The 19,707-nt window shown below is 58.4% G+C and carries 19 protein-coding genes; 15 read left to right on the top strand and 4 right to left on the bottom strand.

From position 1 onward, the window contains the following. The first annotated feature begins 37 nt into the window (after positions 1 to 37). From IH881_01330 to IH881_01315, 4 genes are all read left to right on the top strand, one after another. Positions 38 to 1,381 carry a homoserine dehydrogenase gene (locus IH881_01330; protein MCH7866308.1) on the top strand — a complete coding sequence of 448 codons (1,344 nt, stop codon included), beginning with the start codon at positions 38 to 40 and terminating at the stop codon, positions 1,379 to 1,381. Position 1,382: 1 nt separating this feature from the next. After that, the gene (gene thrC, locus IH881_01325) at positions 1,383 to 2,741 is read left to right on the top strand and encodes a threonine synthase (protein MCH7866307.1); all 1,359 of its coding nucleotides are present in this window, start codon (positions 1,383 to 1,385) and stop codon (positions 2,739 to 2,741) included. Positions 2,742 to 2,809: 68 nt separating this feature from the next. Further along, a complete protein-coding gene (locus IH881_01320; GenBank protein ID MCH7866306.1) occupies positions 2,810 to 3,415 on the top strand; it encodes a riboflavin synthase in 606 nt (201 codons plus the stop codon). A 6-nt stretch (positions 3,416 to 3,421) separates the two neighbouring features. Further along, positions 3,422 to 6,214, top strand: a complete 2,793-nt coding sequence (locus IH881_01315) for a trypsin-like peptidase domain-containing protein (protein ID MCH7866305.1) — start codon at positions 3,422 to 3,424, stop codon at positions 6,212 to 6,214. On the opposite strand, the gene mgtE is transcribed toward IH881_01315, so the two are convergent. Continuing rightward, positions 6,211 to 7,584: a magnesium transporter gene (gene mgtE, locus IH881_01310; GenBank protein ID MCH7866304.1), complete on the bottom strand. Its 1,374-nt coding sequence runs from the start codon at positions 7,582 to 7,584 to the stop codon at positions 6,211 to 6,213. The genes IH881_01315 and mgtE overlap by 4 nt on opposite strands. A 427-nt stretch (positions 7,585 to 8,011) precedes the next feature. On the opposite strand from mgtE, the gene IH881_01305 reads away from it, so the two are divergent. The 5 genes from IH881_01305 (at position 8,012) to IH881_01285 (ending at position 10,913) form a co-directional block, all read left to right on the top strand. Then, entirely contained in the window at positions 8,012 to 8,935 is a 924-nt protein-coding gene (locus IH881_01305) for a hypothetical protein (protein ID MCH7866303.1), read from the top strand. A 478-nt stretch (positions 8,936 to 9,413) separates the two neighbouring features. Continuing rightward, positions 9,414 to 9,650 carry a KH domain-containing protein gene (locus tag IH881_01300; protein MCH7866302.1) on the top strand — a complete coding sequence of 79 codons (237 nt, stop codon included), beginning with the start codon at positions 9,414 to 9,416 and terminating at the stop codon, positions 9,648 to 9,650. Positions 9,651 to 9,898: 248 nt separating this feature from the next. Further along, a complete protein-coding gene (locus IH881_01295) occupies positions 9,899 to 10,084 on the top strand; it encodes a hypothetical protein (GenBank protein MCH7866301.1) in 186 nt (61 codons plus the stop codon). Positions 10,085 to 10,146: 62 nt separating this feature from the next. Beyond that, positions 10,147 to 10,656, top strand: a complete 510-nt coding sequence (locus tag IH881_01290; GenBank protein ID MCH7866300.1) for a tetratricopeptide repeat protein — start codon at positions 10,147 to 10,149, stop codon at positions 10,654 to 10,656. 164 nt (positions 10,657 to 10,820) lie between these two features. Continuing rightward, a complete protein-coding gene (locus tag IH881_01285) occupies positions 10,821 to 10,913 on the top strand; it encodes an AURKAIP1/COX24 domain-containing protein (GenBank protein ID MCH7866299.1) in 93 nt (30 codons plus the stop codon). A gap of 603 nt (positions 10,914 to 11,516) precedes the next feature. Here IH881_01285 and IH881_01280 read toward each other — a convergent pair. Further along, on the bottom strand, positions 11,517 to 12,146 hold the full coding sequence (locus IH881_01280; GenBank protein ID MCH7866298.1) for a hypothetical protein: 630 nt from the start codon (positions 12,144 to 12,146) through the stop codon (positions 11,517 to 11,519). 271 nt (positions 12,147 to 12,417) lie between these two features. Here IH881_01280 and IH881_01275 point away from each other — a divergent pair, with 271 nt between their 5' ends. Then, on the top strand, positions 12,418 to 12,747 hold the full coding sequence (locus tag IH881_01275; protein MCH7866297.1) for a DNA-directed RNA polymerase subunit omega: 330 nt from the start codon (positions 12,418 to 12,420) through the stop codon (positions 12,745 to 12,747). A gap of 85 nt (positions 12,748 to 12,832) precedes the next feature. Here the strand turns inward: IH881_01275 and IH881_01270 are convergent, their stop codons facing one another. Then, positions 12,833 to 14,104: a HAMP domain-containing histidine kinase gene (locus IH881_01270; protein ID MCH7866296.1), complete on the bottom strand. Its 1,272-nt coding sequence runs from the start codon at positions 14,102 to 14,104 to the stop codon at positions 12,833 to 12,835. Between the two features lie 25 nt (positions 14,105 to 14,129). Further along, positions 14,130 to 15,275: a PilT/PilU family type 4a pilus ATPase gene (locus IH881_01265; protein MCH7866295.1), complete on the bottom strand. Its 1,146-nt coding sequence runs from the start codon at positions 15,273 to 15,275 to the stop codon at positions 14,130 to 14,132. Between the two features lie 195 nt (positions 15,276 to 15,470). On the opposite strand from IH881_01265, the gene IH881_01260 reads away from it, so the two are divergent. The 5 genes from IH881_01260 to IH881_01240 all read left to right on the top strand — a co-directional run bounded on the left by IH881_01260 (position 15,471) and on the right by IH881_01240 (position 19,313). Beyond that, entirely contained in the window at positions 15,471 to 16,067 is a 597-nt protein-coding gene (locus tag IH881_01260) for a hypothetical protein (protein MCH7866294.1), read from the top strand. A gap of 156 nt (positions 16,068 to 16,223) precedes the next feature. Beyond that, positions 16,224 to 16,412, top strand: a complete 189-nt coding sequence (locus IH881_01255) for a hypothetical protein (protein MCH7866293.1) — start codon at positions 16,224 to 16,226, stop codon at positions 16,410 to 16,412. 306 nt (positions 16,413 to 16,718) lie between these two features. After that, positions 16,719 to 17,483 (top strand): hypothetical protein, encoded by a 765-nt coding sequence (locus IH881_01250; GenBank protein ID MCH7866292.1) that lies wholly within the window; start codon positions 16,719 to 16,721, stop codon positions 17,481 to 17,483. A 233-nt stretch (positions 17,484 to 17,716) separates the two neighbouring features. Further along, entirely contained in the window at positions 17,717 to 18,481 is a 765-nt protein-coding gene (locus IH881_01245; protein MCH7866291.1) for a MotA/TolQ/ExbB proton channel family protein, read from the top strand. Between the two features lie 4 nt (positions 18,482 to 18,485). Then, entirely contained in the window at positions 18,486 to 19,313 is an 828-nt protein-coding gene (locus tag IH881_01240) for an OmpA family protein (protein MCH7866290.1), read from the top strand. Positions 19,314 to 19,707 lie beyond the last annotated feature (394 nt).

Below are 19,707 nucleotides of genomic sequence, written 5' to 3'. Positions count from 1 at the left end.
CAATTCGATCTCATGATCGAGAAGGTGATAAAAAGAGATGGCCACTGAAGGTGCACGAGCAGGTGTAGGGATAGGATTGGTGGGCTTCGGCACCATCGGCGCGGGGGTCGCCAAGGTGTTGATCAAAAACGCGTCACTGATCGAAACCCGGTTGGGGTTTCCACTTCGGTTGGTGCGCATTGCGGACCTCGATCTCGAGACGGATCGCGGTGTCGATCTGGCGGGAATTCGCTTTGACGACGACAGCCCGGGGCTGCTCTCTGATCCCGAGGTCGATATCGTGATCGAGTTGGTGGGCGGTTACGACTTTGCGCGCAAGCTCTGCCTCGACGCGATCGCGAACGGCAAGCATGTCGTGACCGCAAACAAGGCATTGCTCGCCGTTCACGGCGACGAGATCTTTTCCGCGGCAAGTAAGCAGGGTGTCGATGTCGCCTTTGAAGCGGCGGTCGGCGGCGGCATTCCCATTCTTCGCTCGTTGCGCGAGGGGCTCGCGGCCAATCAGATCCAGAGCGTGTACGGGATTCTGAATGGGACCACCAATTTCGTGTTGACCGAGATGGAGCGAACCGGCGCGGCGTTCGAAGATGTATTGAAGCAGGCCCAGGATCTCGGCTACGCGGAGGCCGATCCCACCTTCGACGTCGAGGGCGTGGACGCGGCGCACAAGCTTGCGCTGCTGACCTCGATGGCGTTTGGCTCGACCCTGGATTTCAAATCGATCTCGACGGAAGGGATCGGGAAGCTGATTCCGCTCGACTTCGAGTCCGCAGCCAATAACGGCTACCGGATCAAGCTGCTGGGGATTGCGAAGCATCACCTGGACGCGGACGGCCGCGAGGTGATCGAAGCCCGGGTGCACCCGACCATGATTCCGCGCGACAGCCTGCTGGCCAATGTCGACGGCGCGATGAACGCCGTTGCGGTGCGGGGAGATGCAGTCGGTCCCACCCTCTTCTACGGAGCGGGCGCCGGAGCACTCCCCACCGCGAGCGCCGTAGTGGGTGATCTGATGGAATTGGCTCGGGAAATTCGCCGGGGGCAGAGCGGGCGCGTTGCACCGCTCGGCTTCCCCCAGGCCGCCCTCAGCCCCAAACCGCTACTCTCTCTGGGTGATCTGGTGTCGCGCTACTACCTGCGAATCGAAGCCCTGGATCGCCCCGGGGTGTTGGCCAAGATCGCAAGTGCGCTCGGAAAGTGCGGCGTTGGGATCGAGTCGATCACCCAGCGGGCAGCGCTCTGCGGCGAGACCTCGGTGCCGCTGGTCCTGTGGACCCACGAGGTCAAGGAATCTGCGTTGCGAGAGGCGCTCGTGTTGATCGACGGATTGTCCGAAGTGACCGCGGAATCGAGTGTCATCCGTATTGAAGAGGATCTCTAGGATGGCTGGATCTGGGAACAAGCCCCACCACACCGCCTGGTTCGAGAGCTTGGACGACACAAGCGAGCGCTACGCCCTCGACGAGATCGTGTATACGGATCGCAGTGGCGGTCTGCTGCAGGTCGTTCACGACATGGAAGAGCTTCGCAAGACCACAGCCTCCGAATGGAAGAACCTGTTTGCGAAACGCCGCGGCGGCAGCGAGTGGCCCTACGGCTCGGGTGTCTGGTGCATGAAAGAATGGGTACTGCCCGAGATCCAGAGCAACAACGTGGTTTCAATGTACGAGGGCAACACCAATCTCTATTGGGCCGAGCGCTTCGGCCGGGAGCTTGGGGTGGAAGATCTGTGGATCAAACTCTGCGGCAATTCCCATACTGGTTCGTTCAAGGATCTCGGCATGACGGTGCTGGTGTCGATGGTCAAGGAAATGATTTCCCGGGGAAAGGAGATCCCGGCCGTGGCTTGTGCCTCGACCGGCGACACCTCGGCGGCCCTTGCGGCCTACGCGGCGGCGGCGGGCATACCGTCCATCGTGTTCCTACCAAAGGGCAAGATCTCGATGGCCCAGCTCATCCAACCGGTCGCCAACGGCGCGATCGTCTTTTCACTCGATACCGACTTCGACGGCTGTATGGAGATTGTCCGGCGCGTGGCTGAAAAAGATGGGATCTATCTCGCCAATTCGATGAACAGCTTGCGGATCGAGGGCCAGAAAACCATCGCTGCGGAGATCGTTCAGCAGTTCGATTGGGAGGTGCCCGACTGGTTGGTGATTCCCGGCGGCAACCTCGGGAACGTCTCGGCCCTGGCCAAGGGATTGGACATGATGCTCGAGCTCGGGCTGATCCCGCGAAAGCCTCGCATTTGCGTAGCCCAGGCCGAATCCGCGAACCCGCTCTACCTCTCCTACCAGAAGGACTTCAAGACCTTCGAGCCAATTGCAGCCCGGACGACCGTGGCCAGTGCCATTCAAATTGGCAACCCAGTCTCGATCAAGAAGGCAATTGATGCCCTGGTCCGGTACGACGGCGTGGTCGAGCAGGCGAGCGAAGTCGAAATCATGGAAGCCTGTGCTCGGGCAGATCGCACTGGTTTGTTCAACTGTCCGCACACCGGTGTGGCGATCGCCGCGACCACCAAGTTGATCGAGCGAGGCTTGATCAAGTCGAGTGACCGGGTGGTGGTGATTTCGACGGCCCACGGTCTCAAGTTCATCGATTTCAAATTGAATTATCACAACATGTCGGTGGCCGACACCATTCCGGAGCATCCCAATCCCCCGATCGAGTTGCCGGCCGACTATCAGCAGGTTCGCGATCGAATGATGAGCGAGATCGATCTGCGTCGGAGCAGCTGAGGGCTAGTGTTCCGCAGCGCTGAGTTGTTCCGGAGCCCCTTGGCTCCTCGAGGAGGGCGATTCGCTCAATGTTTACTGGAATCGTGGAAACCGTGGGCGAGGTCATCTCGGCCGTGCCCCGAGGTGACGGCTGTCGTCTGCAAGTGTGGGCGCCCGGGGTAGTCGAGGGAGTTTCGCTCGGAGACAGCATCGCCGTAGACGGTGCCTGCTTGACCGTGTGCGATCTGGTGGGCGACGAAGTCAGTTTTGAGGCCGTGCGAGAAACACTGGACTGCACTGCGGTGGGCTCCCTGGTAAAGGGATCCAAGGTCAATCTCGAGCGGGCCATGCGAGCCGATGGCCGCTTCGATGGCCATATCGTTCAGGGCCACGTGGACGGTGTCGGAAGGGTCGTCGACCTCAAGCGAAAGGCCAACGATGTCGAACTGCATATTGAATGTTCGAGAGAATTGGCGGGCCTGCTCGTGAATAAGGGATCCGTTACGGTCCACGGGGTGTCTCTTACCGTGGTCGAGGCGGGTGAAGCGGGATTCCACGTTGCGCTGATTCCTCACACCCTCGAGGTCACGACCCTGGGCGGACTTGCGAAAGAAGACCCGGTGAACCTCGAAGCGGACATTCTCGGCAAGTACATCTCACGCTATCTGGCGCGAATCGCCCCTGAGGTCAAATAGTTTCAAATGCTGCACGCACTCCTTACTCTGGCGCTCGGCGCTGCTGCGGTCGCGCCTTCGGCCAACGGATGGCAAGACGTCCTCGACCGGGTTGCCGCCTCGGTCGTCGTGATGAGAGTCAATGCCCCGCGCGCCTTCGACGGGAACTCCACGGGCTACATGACGGCAACCGGTTTCGTCGTCGATGCAGAGCGAGGCATTCTGCTCACCAATCGCCACGTAGTGATGCCGGGCCCGGTGGTTTCTGAAGCCGTTTTTCTGAATAACGAAGAGGTGGATGTCCACGCGATCTATCGCGATCCCGTTCACGACTTTGGCTTTTACCGGTTCGACCCCGCAGATGTGAAATTCATGGATGTGAAGCCCCTGCACCTCGCGCCCGAGAAAGCTCACGTGGGCGTCGAAATCCGCGTCGTGGGAAATGACGCCGGCGAAAAGCTCTCGTTTCTAGCCGGGACCCTGGCGCGCCTGGATCGGGACGCGCCGGCCTACGGTCGCTCGGGCTACAACGACTTCAATACATTCTACTACCAGGCCGCTTCGAGTACGTCAGGTGGGTCTTCTGGATCTCCCGTTGTGGATCTCGATGGGGACGTGATTGCGATCAACGCCGGGGGGTCGCGATCAGCGGCTTCGAGTTTTTACCTGCCTCTCGATCGCGTCGTGCGTGCCCTGGACCTGATACGCGCGGGAGATCCTGTTTCGCGCGGAACCCTGCAAACAACCCTGAAGCATCTCCCCTACGACGAATTGCGCCGCCTGGGCCTGCGCCCAGAGACCGAGGCCGAGTCTCGCAGACGTTTTCCCGACGGCACCGGAATGATCGTGGTGAGCCAGAATGTCCGAGAAGGTCCAGCGGATGGTCATCTGGCGCCGGGCGACATCATTGTTCGGCTCAACGGAAAATTCGTGACCGCGTTCATTCCCATTGAAGTCGTCCTCGACAATCACGTCGGAAAAACCGTGATGGTGGAAGTCGAGCGCGGTGGCGAACCTATTTCTGTCGAGTTGACCGTGGGTGATCTGCACGCCATCACACCTTCGCGCTACCTCGAGTTTGGCGGCGGCATTCTCAACGAACTTTCCTATCAGCAGGCGCGCAATTATTCGGTTCCGATCAGCGGAGTATTCGTCTCGGCGCCCGGTTATTCGCTGGGAAATGCGCGAATCGCTGCGGGTTCGATCATTACCCAGGTCGACGGTGTAGACGTTCCGACCTTGGAAGCGTTCGAAAAGGAAATGTCGTCGAAGGCCGATGGTGCGCGAGTCCCGATTCGGCACTACTCCCTTCGCAGTCCGCGCTCCACAGCGATCTCGGTGGTCCGGGTAGACCGCCGCTGGTTCACGATGCAGCGATGCACTCGCGACGATTCCATCGGGCGTTGGCCGTGTGAGCTATCTCCTGCTCCGCCGCCACCGGAATTGTTGAAGCCGGCCAGCACGCGCTTCACCGAAGAGGGCGACCGTGCACTGCGCTCGCTCGCTCCGTCGATTGCCACGGTGACCTACGACATCCCGTATCGCCTGGACGGAGTTCACGGCGATAGCTTCCAGGGAGCGGGTCTCGTGGTCGATGCCAAGCGCGGTCTGGTGGTGGTCGATCGCGAAACCGTGCCCATTGCCATGGGCGACGTGACCCTGACCTTCGGCGGTTCGGTCCAGGTGCCCGGGGAGGTCGTCTATCTGCACCCCGAGCACAATCTCGCGGTGATTCGCTACGACCCGCGCCTGGTTGGAAATACGCCAATTCGCGCCGCCACCCTGCGGCCCCGGTCTCTCAGCGCGGGAGACGACGTGTGGCTGGTCGGTTTGAGCTTGCGACAACGGTTGATCTCGCGAAAGACCAAAATTTCTGGACTGGAACCGATCTCGCTTTCGCTTACCTATCCGCCGCGGTTTCGCGATCGAAATCTCGACGGTTACGCGATCACCGATTCGACCTCGACCATCGGCGGCGTGCTCTCGGATGCGAAGGGGAGGGTGCACGCCCTCTGGGCATCCTATTCGAGCGGGCACGGCAAGAACATGGTTTCGTTCTTCGTCGGGATTCCGATCGAGCGCGTGATCGAGATCATCGAACCGTTGCAAGCGGGCATCGACATCAACTGGCGTAGTCTGGGTGTTGAATTGAGTCCGCTAAACATTGCGGCGGCGCGGGACCGCGGTCTTTCCGATGCTCGGGCCGCGCAGCTCGAAAAGGCCAACCCCACCGCAGCACGAGTGCTCTCGGTCGTCCGGCTCAGCTTTGGAAGTCCCGCCGCAGATCTGCTCGAAGAAGGCGATCTCCTGCTCGAAATCGAGGGTGATCCCGTTTCAGACTTCGCCCATGTCGAGCGCGCCTGTCAGGCCGAGCGAGTGAATCTGCGGATCTTGCGCGACGGCGACGAACTCGAACTCACGGTCCCCACCCAGTTGATGCACGGTGCGGGCACTCAGCGGGCTCTGCTGTGGGCGGGCACTTTGCTGCAACGACCGCCCCCCGCGGTTGCGACCCAGCGCAAACTTCCCCGCTCCGGGGTCTACGTGGCTCGCTTCTGGTTTGGTTCGCCGGCCAATCGCTATGGCTTGCGCGCAACCCGACGGATTACCGCGGTGGACGGCATACCCACACCAGACCTCGACGCCTTTCTCGACGTGGTTGCGCACAAGCCAGATCGCGGCGCCGTGCGCATCGAATTGGTCGATCTCGACGGTCGCATTGAGGTCATCACCCTCAAACTCGATCTTGATTTCTGGCCGACCTACGAGTTGGTTCGCGACGACAAGGGCTGGTCGCGCCGGCGCGTCGATCCGGGCTAGAGCAAATGGTCCATTAAAAGCGTCGCGATGCCGAGGAACGAAGCAAAGCCGAAGGCGTCGGTGAAGAACGTCACGACCACCCCAGCACCCAGGGCGGGATCTTGCCCCAGAGCCTTGAGTGCGAGGGGTACCGACGCGCCGAGCAGGCCCGCAACCGCCATGGTGCCCACCATCGCAATGAAGATCACCAGGCCCAGCACGGGGTTGCCCTGCCACAAGGTGACGATGCCCGCGCTTGCGAGCCCGGTGATGGCACCGATCATGAGTCCAACCAAGAGTTCCTTGCCGACGGCCCGAATCCCGCTCGAAAACTCGATTTCCTCCAGAGCGATCGCACGAGTAATGACCGTCAGGGTCTGAATGCCGCCGTTACCTCCCATGCCCGCCACCACCGGGAGCAGCATTGCGAGTGCCACCAGGTTTTCGATCGTTTGCTGAAACAAGCCGACGACCCCTGCGGCGACAAATACCGTGGCGAGGTTCACGAACATCCAAGGCAGCCGCTTGCGCACCGAATGTACGGGGCTAGTAAAGACGCGATCTTCCTCGGAGAGACCGGCGAGGTGGTACATGTCTTCGGTGGCTTCTTCGGTGATGACGTCGATCACGTCATCCACGGTGATGATTCCCAATAGCGTGTTGTCGACGTCGGTCACCGGGATGGCTAGCAGGTCGTAGCGCGCCACCAGCTTTGCGACCTCTTCCTGGTCGGCCTCGGGAGGTGTGCTGATCGCTTCGCGAATCATCATCTCACTGCACAGCCGATTGGGCGGAGAGGCTACCAACCGACGGATGGGAACCACGCCGCGCAAGCGCCGTTCTTCGTCGATTACGTACAGATAGAGGATCGATTCATCGAGCTCGCTGCTGGCACGGATGGAGTCGATGGCTTCCTGCGCGGTCATCTTCTCGTCGAGCGCAAGGTAGGTGGTGGTCATCGCGCGACCGGCGCTGCTCGGTGGGTAGATCTCCGCTTTGCGCAGCTCCTCGAGCGTCGATTCCGGCAGCATGCTGCGCACCGATGCCCGACGATCCTCTGGAATGCCCTCGATCAGTTCCAACATGTCATCGAGTTCGACCCGGCCCAGCATGTCGACCAGCCGCTGGTCCGAAACGGTCTCGAATATCTTGGGCAGCAATTCCGGGGGCAGCTGCTTGAGCATGGCCGCCGCTCGGTGATGCTTGAACAACAGGTCGATCACCGTTCGGGTTTCGTCGGGGGTCAGGTCCGTGAGCAGCGGACTCAGATCTGCGGGATGGATTCGCTCGAGCAGGCGCTCGACCCGAGAATGCATGCCGCCTTCGAGTAAACGACGCAGCACGCGGGTCGTAATGACCGGACCCGTCGAGCTGTTTGTCGTTTTCGCCATGGCGCGGTGTTCCCATCTCGCGCCCGGGCCGGGGGTCGGGAGACGGGGACTCGGTCGCGAGCCCTGGCCTCAGGCCGATAGGCGAATGAATGAAGCTTTTCGGGCGCGGGGCTCGCGCACTACGGTTTTTCGAGGGTATTTCGAGTTGGAGCGCCCATCGGTTCAGATCCCAGTCGTTACCGCAGATCTGCCAAAACAGCGACCCTGAATCAGGCTGGGGCCCTTGGCGCAGCCCACATCGGCGCTGACGGGGCACCGCCCAAGCCATTCGCTCGATATCGGATGAAAACTCCAGTCAGCCCCGGTTTTTTACGGTCTGAGTGTAAAGGAATCACCTGAGTTACCGATGAGATGCCCATTACTGAAACACGACATCAGGGAATTGCTTCGGATGTCGCCGAATGAGACTTCGAGAGTGAGGGGAAAAATGGGCAGGTCGAAACTGCGCGGAATTGAGATGGCGGGAGTGACGTTGGCGATCGAGGTTCCGTCGAATCTCGCATGGCAGTGGCCTGACGAGCGAACCCGGAGCCTGGCGTGCGCACCGGTCGACCCCGACGTTCACATTGGCGTTCGCGTGGCCAGACCCCGGCGACCGCTCGGAGACACCTTCCGCTATGAGTCGCGTGGCCTTCGCTTCGAAATCGGTTGGGAAGGCGAGAACTGGGTGGTGGCGATCTACGGAGCCGATGGATGCCAACGGACCGCGCGCTTCGATGCTGATTTTCGTTACGGCGAAATTGTTGTCTCGCCGGAATACGCTGCGACGGATCCTTATCCGCTCGCACATCCCCTCGACGAACTGATCATGCTTCACCGGTTGATGCGCGAAGGCTGTCTGATTGTGAACGGAACCGTATCGATACAGGACAGACAGGCGCGTCTGTTCATTGACGCTGGGAACGCCGGAATGGGTTCGAACGCGATCCAGTCGGCGTTCATGGGTGCGGCTCCCGACTCTCGCTGCTGCGGACAGGTTGTCTTGCGACCGGTCCTCGAGCGCGACGCCATCAGCGATACGCGGGTGTGGGTTCACCAGGCTTCTTGGCGAATCGATTGCCCCGACCCCGGGATGGGACGAGTTCCACTGGAGGCGATTCACATTCTAGCTTCCGCCGAAGATTCCCGGGGCGAATCGTTGACCCAGGATGCGGCCGCAAACGACATCCTGCAGCACGTTTTTGCTCCATTTCACGATCCCGACGCGGCCGAGCGACTGTTCGAAATCATCGAACGGGTGGTGCGCCGGACAAAGATCTTCCGGATGCGAAAGCCGAGCATGAAACGCGAAGTCTCGTTCAATTGGGATGGGGCTCAAGCTGCAGCCGGATTTGCCCCACCGTCGCTCTGAAAGCGGCCTATAGCACCCCGACTGGGGATAAATGCCCACACGTTCAGAATCGTGTCGGATTGGGCGCACAAAGGCGCTGGCCTCACCGCACACGATGGTTCGCACCATTTAGCCTGAGACTCGACTCAAGACGGTACAACCACTGCAACAATCAAATCGACAACATGACCACAACGACATCGAACACATTCGTACTGGTGGAATAACAACCCAGTCTATGGGGTGATTACCGGTTGCGTCTCGATGTTGGAAGTTGGATCGTTGCGCAGCACCCCGTGGGGTGTATTGGCTGCTGGTGTTGCGACCCTTATTGCGGGTTCGTTGAAATGCTGCCTGTAGAAATGACGCTGAGCGGGTACACTTGGACGGTATTGGACAGAGTCCCGGAGTTTGCGCACACAGTCACGGTTGCGGTGAGACACACTGTCGAGTCACGCTGAATCGCGGCTGCACTCTCTATACAAGTTGGGAGCTGAACATGATGAAGCAGATCATCGAAGACATCGTGCGAGCACTAGTCGATCAGCCAGATGAAGTGCAAATCAAAGAAGTCATAGGCGAGCACGCTCACGTCCTTGAATTGAGGGTGGCCAAGGAAGATCTCGGAAAGGTGATTGGGAAAGGCGGATCACATGCCTCGGCGATTCGCACCCTGATGGCCGCCGCCAGTGGCAAGGAAAAGAAGCGGTACATACTCGAAATCATCGAGTACTGAATCCCCGAACCGCTACCGACCGCGTGATCCGCCAGTCGGGGTGAACGGCGTCGGTTTGTCTTCGGGTTGCCGGTTCAATTGCATTTGCTGTAACACACACGGCGGAGTACATCTCTCGGTACGCTACCGGCCGACCCCCTTTTTTCTCGAGCGAATCCCGATCGAGTTTCACTTCGAACTGCTTGTGCAGCCCAGCGGTTGTGGCTGCGCGGTTGCGACTCCGTCGAACGCTACGACGGACTTGCCGGGTGGCACTCGATCTTCGCGATGGCGCCCGCTTCGGTATCGAGTACGAGATGGAATTCACGGATTTCATATTCGTAACCCGGAGTGACGAGTTCCGACTCACGACCTTCCTCGCCGAACGTACTTTCGCAGCTTTGCGCCGTGACCTGCGCATTTGCTGGGACGGCACGTCTATTGCTTTGGTTTGAGATCGTGACGTTGACGCAGCAGAGCAGGCTGTGGTCTTCGCCGTTTTCGGGAGTCAGAACCGATGTCAGAGTCAAAAAACGAATCTCTCAGCCCTGGAGGCGACGCTGCGCTCTGCGCAGAAGATATTTTTCTGCAGGGGCTCGTCCTGTTTCAACGCGAAGCGTACGAAGACGCGCAGCTGTGTTTCCAGACCGTCCACGACGCCGCTCCCGATCACGCGCGGGCACGTTCCTTCTTGGGCGTGTGCGTGGGGATCTGCGATCGCCGCTTCGAGGAAGCAGTAGCGCTCTGTACCTCGGCTTCGAAGCAAGAATTTTTCAATCCGGTGGCCTACCTGAATCTGGCGAGGGTGTATCTTCATTTTGGTTTCAAAACCGAGGGGCGTCGATTTCTCCTGCGAGGACAGATGATTGACCCCGCGAACACAGAGATTTCGACCGCGCTCGGGCAGCTTGGTGCGCGTTTGGATCCGGTACTTCGTTTCCTGCCTCGGCGCCATTTCATCAATCGATGGCTGGGCGGTGCCAGGCACCTGCTCGGGACCGGTGAGGGCACGCAGATTGCTGCATAACTCCCCGGGATTCCTTCATTCTTTCTTAGTCGCTCCAGGTCGATCCGGGGCTCGAAGGAGTCATTCTGGAGTGTGCTGTCACGCGAAATGTTGCTTGACTTTGTACGGGCAAGTCAGTATTCCTCTGCGCTCGCCAAATGAATCATCCGGCGACGAGGTACTCCGTGGGTAGTGTGATCAAGAAGCGCCGCAAGAAGATGCGGAAGCACAAGCAGCGCAAGTTGCTGAAGCGCCAGCGACACAAGCGCAAGCGCTAGCGAATAGTCGACTGCGGACAGCTCTACGGGCCGCGAATCGACCGAGTTCGTCCCAAATTCACCACAATTTTAGAAATAGATCGCTTAACCCCTCATTCGTGGAAAATTCGCGAACCAACGCGAATGAGCACAGAAAGAGAACGGTGGTTGGCGCCGTTCTCTTTCCGCGTATGCGCGAATTTGTCTGCTGCAACGGCCTCGTTTGCAATCGGGATCGCAATGCGGACAGCAACAGATTCAGCGGGTGCGTCCATGTTTCGCGCCGGACCTGGCTCTGCCTGGATGAACGGCGATGGCGCATGTCCGCGAATCGCCCACGTTCACGTGACCGCATTCAACGTGTTGATTTTGTTTGTTTTTTCTACGAAATAACCAAAGTAAAACAATGTATCTTCGAGTTAATCTCGCAAAACGAGCGCTTCTCCACGCGCGAAGATGCATGCATTCGCGCTAGCTAGAGTTCACTCGCGACATCGTTCAAGTGTTCTATGAGACTTCTTGTATGTCAGAACTAGAATGAATTTTTGAGCGGAAATGAACATCAGCATATTGTCGTGAAGCAAATATGCGGACAATATTTTGCAGTGAATATTGCTGTCTTGGTCATCCACAAGGCACTTTTTCACAAACCAAATTAGAAGTTGATGCCCAGAATGTCTCGCTGCTCGCAGTTATAACATTCACTTCATTGTTTTTTTTCAGGTTTTCTCTTGACTCCCCTAAAAGACAGGTGTTAGCGTCATCAGCAACAATGGCTCTAAGAGGTTTGGTTTTCGGCGAGAAGGAAGATGTTTTGCCTTCAAGTTGCTGGAACCGGTGCCCGATAGGGAGCGTGAGCAACATGATCACGCAACTTGTTGTGCTCAAAGGAGGTTTGGGAAATAGGCTGGAGGGGTCGGCAAATGTCGGATGTCTTCGGTTTCGTTCCTGTACGTCTTGGATCGGTTGCTGAACCAAATCGTGTACTTGAGTCAATGACAAAAGGGGGGTGACACCCAATGGCAGCACGACGAAAGAAGGCCACCAAGAAGAAGGCTGGCAAGAAGAAGGCCGGCAAGAAGAAGGCCGGCAAGAAGAAGGCTGGCAAGAAGAAGGCTGGCAAGAAGAAGGCTGGCAAGAAGAAGGCTGGCAAGAAGAAGGCTGGCAAGAAGAAGGCCGGCAAGAAGAAGGCTGGCAAGAAGAAGGCAGCCAAGAAAAAGGCTCGCCGTAGAAAGAAGCGCTAGCCAGACGCACGGAACGAAGGCCCTCCTCGGAGGTGCCTTAGGACCTCGGCCGACAATTGTCGGCCGGGGTTTCCTTCTTGTGGAGCTTGGGGTACGCTCCGGCCTCCAATTTCCAGCTCCAGCAACGAATGCAACCCCGAATGCACGCCCCAGGGTGGATTTCCAGCACGGCAGCAACACGCATGCGGCGGCGGGAGCGTGGTTCGAAGTTGGGGCTTCTGGACAACCAATAGGCACCAATGTAGGAACCAAGAAGGTAGGAACCAAGAAGGGGAATCTCAATGGCGCGTATTACAATCGAAGACTGCATGAAGCGGGTTCCGAACCGGTTCCAACTGGTTCAGATGGCCGCGATTCGGGCGAAGCAGCTGAAGCGCGGTGCAGCGCCGTTTCTCGACAAAGATTCCAACAAGGAAGTCGTCACCGCGCTGCGAGAGATTGCGGCGGGGATCGTCAAGCCCGACCTGTCCGAGGTTCCTGATATTGATCCGCTCTTCGTGGCCCGCGGCGCGGCCGCCGAAGTAGAAGCTCCGAGCGCCGATTCCGATGCGGTCGCATCGGTTCAAGCAGAGCGTTCCGAACCTGTTCTGGCTGCGGTGCCTGAGAACTGATCGGCGCCTGCGTGCTGCCGGCGTCCGATATCGCTGCCGGCGTCTGATATTGCTGACGGCGTCCGAGATTGCTGACGGCGTCTTGCTAATCCACGAGTTGAACCGGGATCTGGAGCCGTACGCGAGTTCCCTGTCCCGCCTCGCTCTCGAGTTCGATATCACCGCCGAGAAGCAAGAGTAGATCGCGCACCAGGGTCAGACCGAGCCCCGCACCGCGATACTTCCCTGAGAGCCCTTCGTCGACCTGGTAAAACTCGTCGAAGATGAACTCCTGGTCGTCGGCGCAGATTCCAATGCCGTGGTCGGTCACCTCGCATTCGAGCGTGGAATCCTTCAGGCTGCCGCGAATCGTAATTTCACCGGATTCGCTGAACTTTGCAGAGTTGTCGAGCAGCAGAAATAGGATCTGATTGACCTTGGCGAGATCTGCCTTGAAGATCGGCATCGGCGCTCCGATCTGTTTCACGATCGTCACGGGCTTGTTCGCCAGGGTGTCTTGTACGCTGAAAATCGCTTCGTCGACCAGATCCGAGAAACTGACTTCCTGGAGGACGACAGGCAACTCACCCTCTTTGATCCGCCACAAATCGAGAATGTTCTCGAGGGTTCGCTGAAAGGCCGTACCCTCGTCCAGAGCGTTGCGCAAACTGCCCTTGGCCGAATCCGAAATGGCCTCGTTCTCGCCAGCCAAAACCGAAATGATCGATTCGATGATGTTGTTGAGCGGCGTGCGAAGTTCGCGCGACATCTTTTCAATGAAGTCGTTCTTGAGTTTTTCGATCTTGCCCAGCTTCTCGTTATTGCGCAGCAGCTCGATGTCCTGGGCGAATAGCGCTTCGGATAGTTTGAGCAGCTCGTCGCTCTTCTCGTCTTCAGAATTTTGCGTCTCGAGCATCGTCGTGCGCAATTCGGCGAGTTCGGCCGCGATCAATGCATGGTCCAAATGGATCGAAGCGGATTTTGCGAGTTGGGCGATCTGTTTCAAGACGTTCTGGTTTGGGCTATTCGGGTAGCCCACGAGAAGTGCGCCGTTGATGCGTCCGTCGTAGGAAAGTGGATGGATGGTGATGCCGCCGCTTGCCAGGGGCCCCAGGCTCGGATGCCCTGGAATGGACTGAGATTCAGCTCCCGACAAGACCTTGCGCGTAGCTTCCGTCAGTGCTGATGCCGCCGCTTCGGCAGTTCGGGCGTCTGAGAAACCTGCTGCTGCGCGCAAGCGCGACGTAGCCCCAGGCGTATTTTCTCCCGGCATCGACGAAAAGAGCAGGGCACAGCCGCCGCCCGCGATGTCCGCCGCCCGCGTGGTCGCCCCTCGCAGCGTTGCGCTCAGAATCTGACACTGTTCTTGAATTGACATTAAGACCGACCGGTCTCCCAAGGGTTCAGAAGCGCCCGTCGGATTCGATTTCGAAGGGGACATCCGGCTTGCTTTCGATTTCTTCGGGTTCGTCCATGCTGCCTTCGAGATCGATCTTGGTCTGGAAGTCTGCCGGGTTGGTCGCGGCATTCAGGGCAGTCTCCAGAGAGATTTTGTTGGCGCGCATCAAATCGATCAAGTGCTGGTCGAAGTTTTGCATCCCTTCGCTCCGACTGCGTCCGAGATACTCGGTAATCTCGTGGGTCTTGGCCGGATCTTTGATCAACTCTTGAATCGTACGAGTTGAGCGCATGACTTCGACAGCGGGCACTCGCCCGTTTTTCTTCTTGTTGACCAGCAAGCGCAGCGAGATGACGGCAGTTAGATTCTCAGCGAGTCTTGCGCGCACCTGGAGCTGCTCTTCCGTTGGGAAGAAAGACACCAATCGGCTGATCGTGGAAGCCACATCCCCGGTGTGGATCGTCGAAAAGACCAGGTGCCCGGTCTCGGCAGCCTTGAGTGAGGTGTCGACTGTTTCGAGATCGCGCATTTCGCCGACCATGATCACGTCGGGATCCTGGCGCAGGGCGGCTCGCAGGGCATCGGGAAAGGAGTTCGTGTCCGTGCCGATCTCGCGCTGGGTGATGATGCTCTTGTCGTGGGTGAAAACGAATTCGATGGGATCTTCGACGGTAACGATCTTCGACTTTCGAACCTGGTTGATCTCGTTGATCATGGTGGCCAGGGTTGTCGACTTGCCCATGCCCGTGGCCCCAGTCACCAGCACGTAGCCCCGGCGCAGCTGTGAGATCTCGCGCAATACGGAGGGCAGATTCAAGTCCTGGAAAGTCTTGATTTGAAGTGGGATCACACGCAGCACGATGTTGAAGAACTTGCGCTGTCTGGAAATATTGACCCGGAAGCGGCCTTCGTCGGGTAGCTCGTAGGCGATGTCGAGTTCGTTGAAGTCCAGATTCTGAGACGAAGGTTCGTCTTCGAGCAGAATCTTCACGATCTCTTCGGTATCGTTGGGGGTCAGGACTTTGTAGCGGAGTTCGACCAGTTCACCGTGAAAACGGTAGAGCGGAAGGCAGCCGACCTGGAAATGGATGTCGGAGGCGCCCTTTTCAACTCCAAGTCTCAGGAGGCGGTGTAGCTTCTCACGTTCCATCGCCAATCATTCCTCGCGAGGATCAACTGTCCGGCGTAGCTGCCGAGTCCGACTTACGCTCAACTTATCGGCCTTTTTCGTTGTCGCTTGACCTGGTTTCCTGCGACACGCAATGCATTTGCGTTCTGGGGCGAGATCCAGGTCGTCCGCTATCCTGCTGGCCCGCCACAACCAGACTCGGTTTGGAGCACCAGCTTGAAAAGATCCAGAGACACTGTGAATACGGGGAACCCAAAGACAACGGCGCGGGGGGCGAGGGCCAATGCAGCGCACGCTGTGCTCATCGCAGCCTGGGTCTTGGCAGCGCTGGGGAACCCGATCTCAGCTTTGGCCCAGGTCGACTCGCAAGAACCTGAACGAGAGGCGGAAGCGCCGATCGCCCAGCCCAGCGCCGTCCCGCCCAAGGTGGACCTCGGGCGGTTGTTGAGGTTGCCCGACTCCTACCAACAGCCCATCGGGAGGCGACGGGGGGTGAATCGCTCCGAATGGGAGACTCGCTTCGAGACCGTACGGCTGGATCTTTCCTCAGCCGAGCAGGCCCTCGCAAAGGCACAGAGCGACTTGTCAGCGGCGGCGGACGAGTCGAGTTCGTGGTCGGTGGCTGCGCCCGGGGCTGCGCCCACTCCCGAGAACACCCCACTCAGCTACAAGCTTCGCCAGGAGATTCGTCGCCAGCGAGAATCAATTGAGCGTGCGGAGCACAAGCTGCTCGCGCTCGAGATTGAGGCCGATATTGCAGATGTACCCGAACGCTGGCGCGCGTCCAATATAGGCGGGGAGTCAGCCCAGTGACCGCGAGAGCTGTTCTGTGTGGTCACGGTCGAGAGATGAGATGACTGCAACCGAGAGTTGCGTCAAATGGGGCACTCCCACGATTGGCAGGCGAGGTGAGTCCGGCTACGCTGCCGCCCGCTACAAAGAGAAGATCAGCTAGAAGGAGTTTCGACCATGGACGATTCCAGCGAGACCAGCGGCCAGGCGACCCCGAAGCAAACTGACTACGAACTGAAGGGCAAGCTCGATCTCGTATCGGTTCTTTATGTAGTCGGCGGCATTCCCTGCATGATCGCCTGCTTCTTGATTCTCTTTGGTTTAGTAGGTGCCTGCGACGGCATGAACTATTACATCCCGGCCTGATTTCCCATCTGCACTAACGCCACCCGCGCGCCACCCGCGCGCCACCCGCGCTGACCCGAGATTCGGCTGGCGACATTTGAAACCGATCCCCGATCGATCTCCCTGCGACCCGATACGCCAATTTTCCCTAGGGGAAGTCGCTAGGTTCCGATGAACTTGATTCCCGAGGGGTAAAGCCCTCAGGTTCGCCTGACTCGATCGAGATTATTGAGATTGAGAACTGTTGCGGTTGCCCCACATTTTTTCGCTCCAGGCCTCAACCCAGCAGATTGGCCTGCCGATAGCTACCGCGTAATGCGAAATGGAATGTCCTCCTCAATCGCTGCCGGCTTTCTGCTTGGATTGGCGATCACCTTGGGTGCGGGTTGCACTGGGATGATCAAAGCTCCGGTCAGCTACGACTACTTCCAAACCCCCGATTCCGCCGACGCCTGGAGCGCGAAGATCTCCGGTTGGCAGCGGCGGGAGCAGGCTGACGACGGATCTTTCTTCGCTAAACGCTCCGCCAGGGACGGCAATCTCCCCGCTCAGGCCGTGGCCAGTGATGCGGCGAGCGAATCAGCAGCGGTAGCAGAAGAGGGCGGTGCCGGCGCGCAGTTCCTGCCCGACGACGGATTGCGCGGCAAGTACTTCGGTTTCCGCTCCGATCGGCGGCGCGAAATTGCCCGCGAACTCGCCTCATGGATTCAGTCCCAAGCCCGTGCCCACTACGTGGCCGACGGGCCGATCGATCATTGGGCAACTCTGGAAGAAACCCTGCGCGGCAACGGCGACGATTGTGATGGTCTCGAGTTGCTGGTCTATCACGCTCTGCGCGACCTTGGGTTCGCCTCGAACGAGGTCTATCGCGCAATCGTCTACCGACCGTCGGATGGCCAGCACCACATGGTCACCCTCTGGTTCGAAGATCGAATGGATCCCTGGGTGATTGATCCGACGGGTGCCATGACATCGGGAATGCCGCGCATGTCGAGCATGCCGGACTGGGTACCGCTGAAACTCTTCAGCGAGGATGTAGAGTTCAGCGTCAGGCGCCAGCCAACCGCCCGCTCACTCGCCAGCAATCGCTGATCAGCTTTTTTTCTTGCGACTCGTCGCGGTCAGATTGCATTCCGTGCTCTTCTCACAAGCTGTTCTTCTCGACATCCCAGCAGCCCCCTGACTGCACGCATCCCCCGTGTTGCGAAATCTCATCAGCAGAACACTCGATCGAGTGACCATCTCTGAACGCCGATACGACTGCCGTGTGAGAGCTTGGGTGCTCTCTGTGGTTTTCACCGTCAACGCGAATGGGATCGGCAGCCATGGATCTAGGTACAGTCGTTGGCCTTGTGCTCGCGTTCGCATTGATCGCCAGCGCGATGATGCTTGGCGGAGGGATTGCTCCGTTTATGGACGCCCAGAGCGCGCTGATCGTGATCGGTGGGACCCTTTCCGCAACAATGGTGTGTCAGAAGTTGCCAAACGTAAAGGCGGCGATGGCACTGTTGATGCAAGCGGTATTTGACAAGACGAGTCCCATGGATGAACTGATTCCCGTAATCATTCACCTCGCCGCGAAGGCCCGCAAGGAAGGACTCGTCTCTCTCGAAGGCGAGACGATTGAAGATCCATTCATGGCTCGGGGCGTGCGGCTTGGCGTTGATGGTTTGAGTCCGGAAATCATCAAGAGCACTCTGGACAGCGAACTCTCAGCAATGAAGAGCCGCCATGCAAGCGGGCAGGATATCTGGAAATTCATGTGTGCGACCGCGCCTTCGATGGGGCTGATCGGAACCATCATCGGCCTGGTGCAGATGTTGCAAAGCCTCGATGACCCGGATTCGATCGGGCCGGCCATGGCAGTCGCGTTGCTGACTACGCTGTACGGCGCAGTTCTCGCATTTCTCGTCTTTGGTCCCATTGCGACAAAGCTCGCGGCTCGGACTGCTGATGAAGTCAGCGCCAAGAAGCTCACGATCGTTGGGGTCGAGTCCATTCTCAAGGGCGACAACACCATGGTGATCCAGTCGAAGCTCGAGGCGTTCCTATCGCCTCACGAGCGCGAGAAGCTGGCAGCGGAGAAGTAGGTTCTTGGACCCGGACGAAGCCGAAGACCACGTCTGCGAAGAGGGCGCTCCGGCGTGGCTCGCAACGATGGGCGACTTGATGAGTCTGCTGCTCGTCTTCTTTGTCCTCATGCTTTCGTTCGCAAATATGGACAAGCAGCTGTTTCTCGAGGCGATGGGTTCAGTACAAGCTGCTCTCGGCTTCAAGCTCGAAAACCCAGGACACTTCAAGACCCAGAGCAACAGTGTTGTCGAGCTTTCGGAGCAAAAATCGACACCGTTTCTAGACATCATGAACATGCCCACCAAGAACCAGGCGCCGAGCAACGATCAGGCGATGATGCAGAAGGTGGAGCAAGCGATCGCGGAGAACAATCTCGCTCGCATCATCGAAGCGAAGTCATCCGAGAGGGGCATCATTGTCCGTGTCAAAGGACACGCCCTCTTCAAACCGGGGTCCGACATTCTTCTTCCCGAGTCGTTCGTGTTTCTCGATGAGATCGTAAGACTGACTGAAGAGTTTCCATACGAACTTTCGATCGAAGGTCATACTGACTCGAGCCCGATCTCCTCAGCCCGATTTCCGAGCAACTGGCATCTATCTGCTGCCCGCGCGATTGCGGTACTGCAATACATGGTGGATTCTGGAGGACTCGACCCCAGCATGCTGAGTGCTGCCGGTTTTGCTAATACCCGTCCTCTGGTCGAAGGCGATAGTGAAGAGTCTCACTCTGTAAATCGCCGAGTCGAGTTCGTCTATCTTCGCGATCCCAATAAGCGCCGAGAGTCCCGAGCGCAGAAGAAGGCGCGAGAAGAGAGTACTGTTCAGGCGGACTCGACCGAGTCATCCTAGGTCGCACCTTTTGCTGGGCAAAGTTTCGAGTGCTCGCACGAAACGGTTCTCGCAGGCTTCGGCACAATCGCCTTTCATACTCGCAATCAAACCGTCCAGGTTGCAATGCGTTACTCCGCAATCCAGATCGAATGCCCGGAAAAATATTCCGAGTGGATCGTGCGAAATGAATGGACCGGCTTGGAAGTAAAATACGATCCAGAGTCCCGAATAATGGCTCTACGCCCCAATTCGGTTCAATTAGAGTTCGGTCGGATAGCACCCCAGATTTCAAAAACCCTTCAATCTTCAACAAATAGCGCTAAAGCTCGCGTAGCGATTTCCGATTCCTGAAGGGCGCGTGCGCAAGACGGTGCGCAAACGTTCTTGTGAGGGGAACTCGGTGCTGCATGGT

It is taken from the genome of Myxococcales bacterium (assembly GCA_022563535.1).
Classification (GTDB): Bacteria; Myxococcota_A; UBA9160; order UBA9160; family UBA4427; genus DUBZ01.
This window is presented reverse-complemented; position numbering and strand designations above follow the sequence as displayed.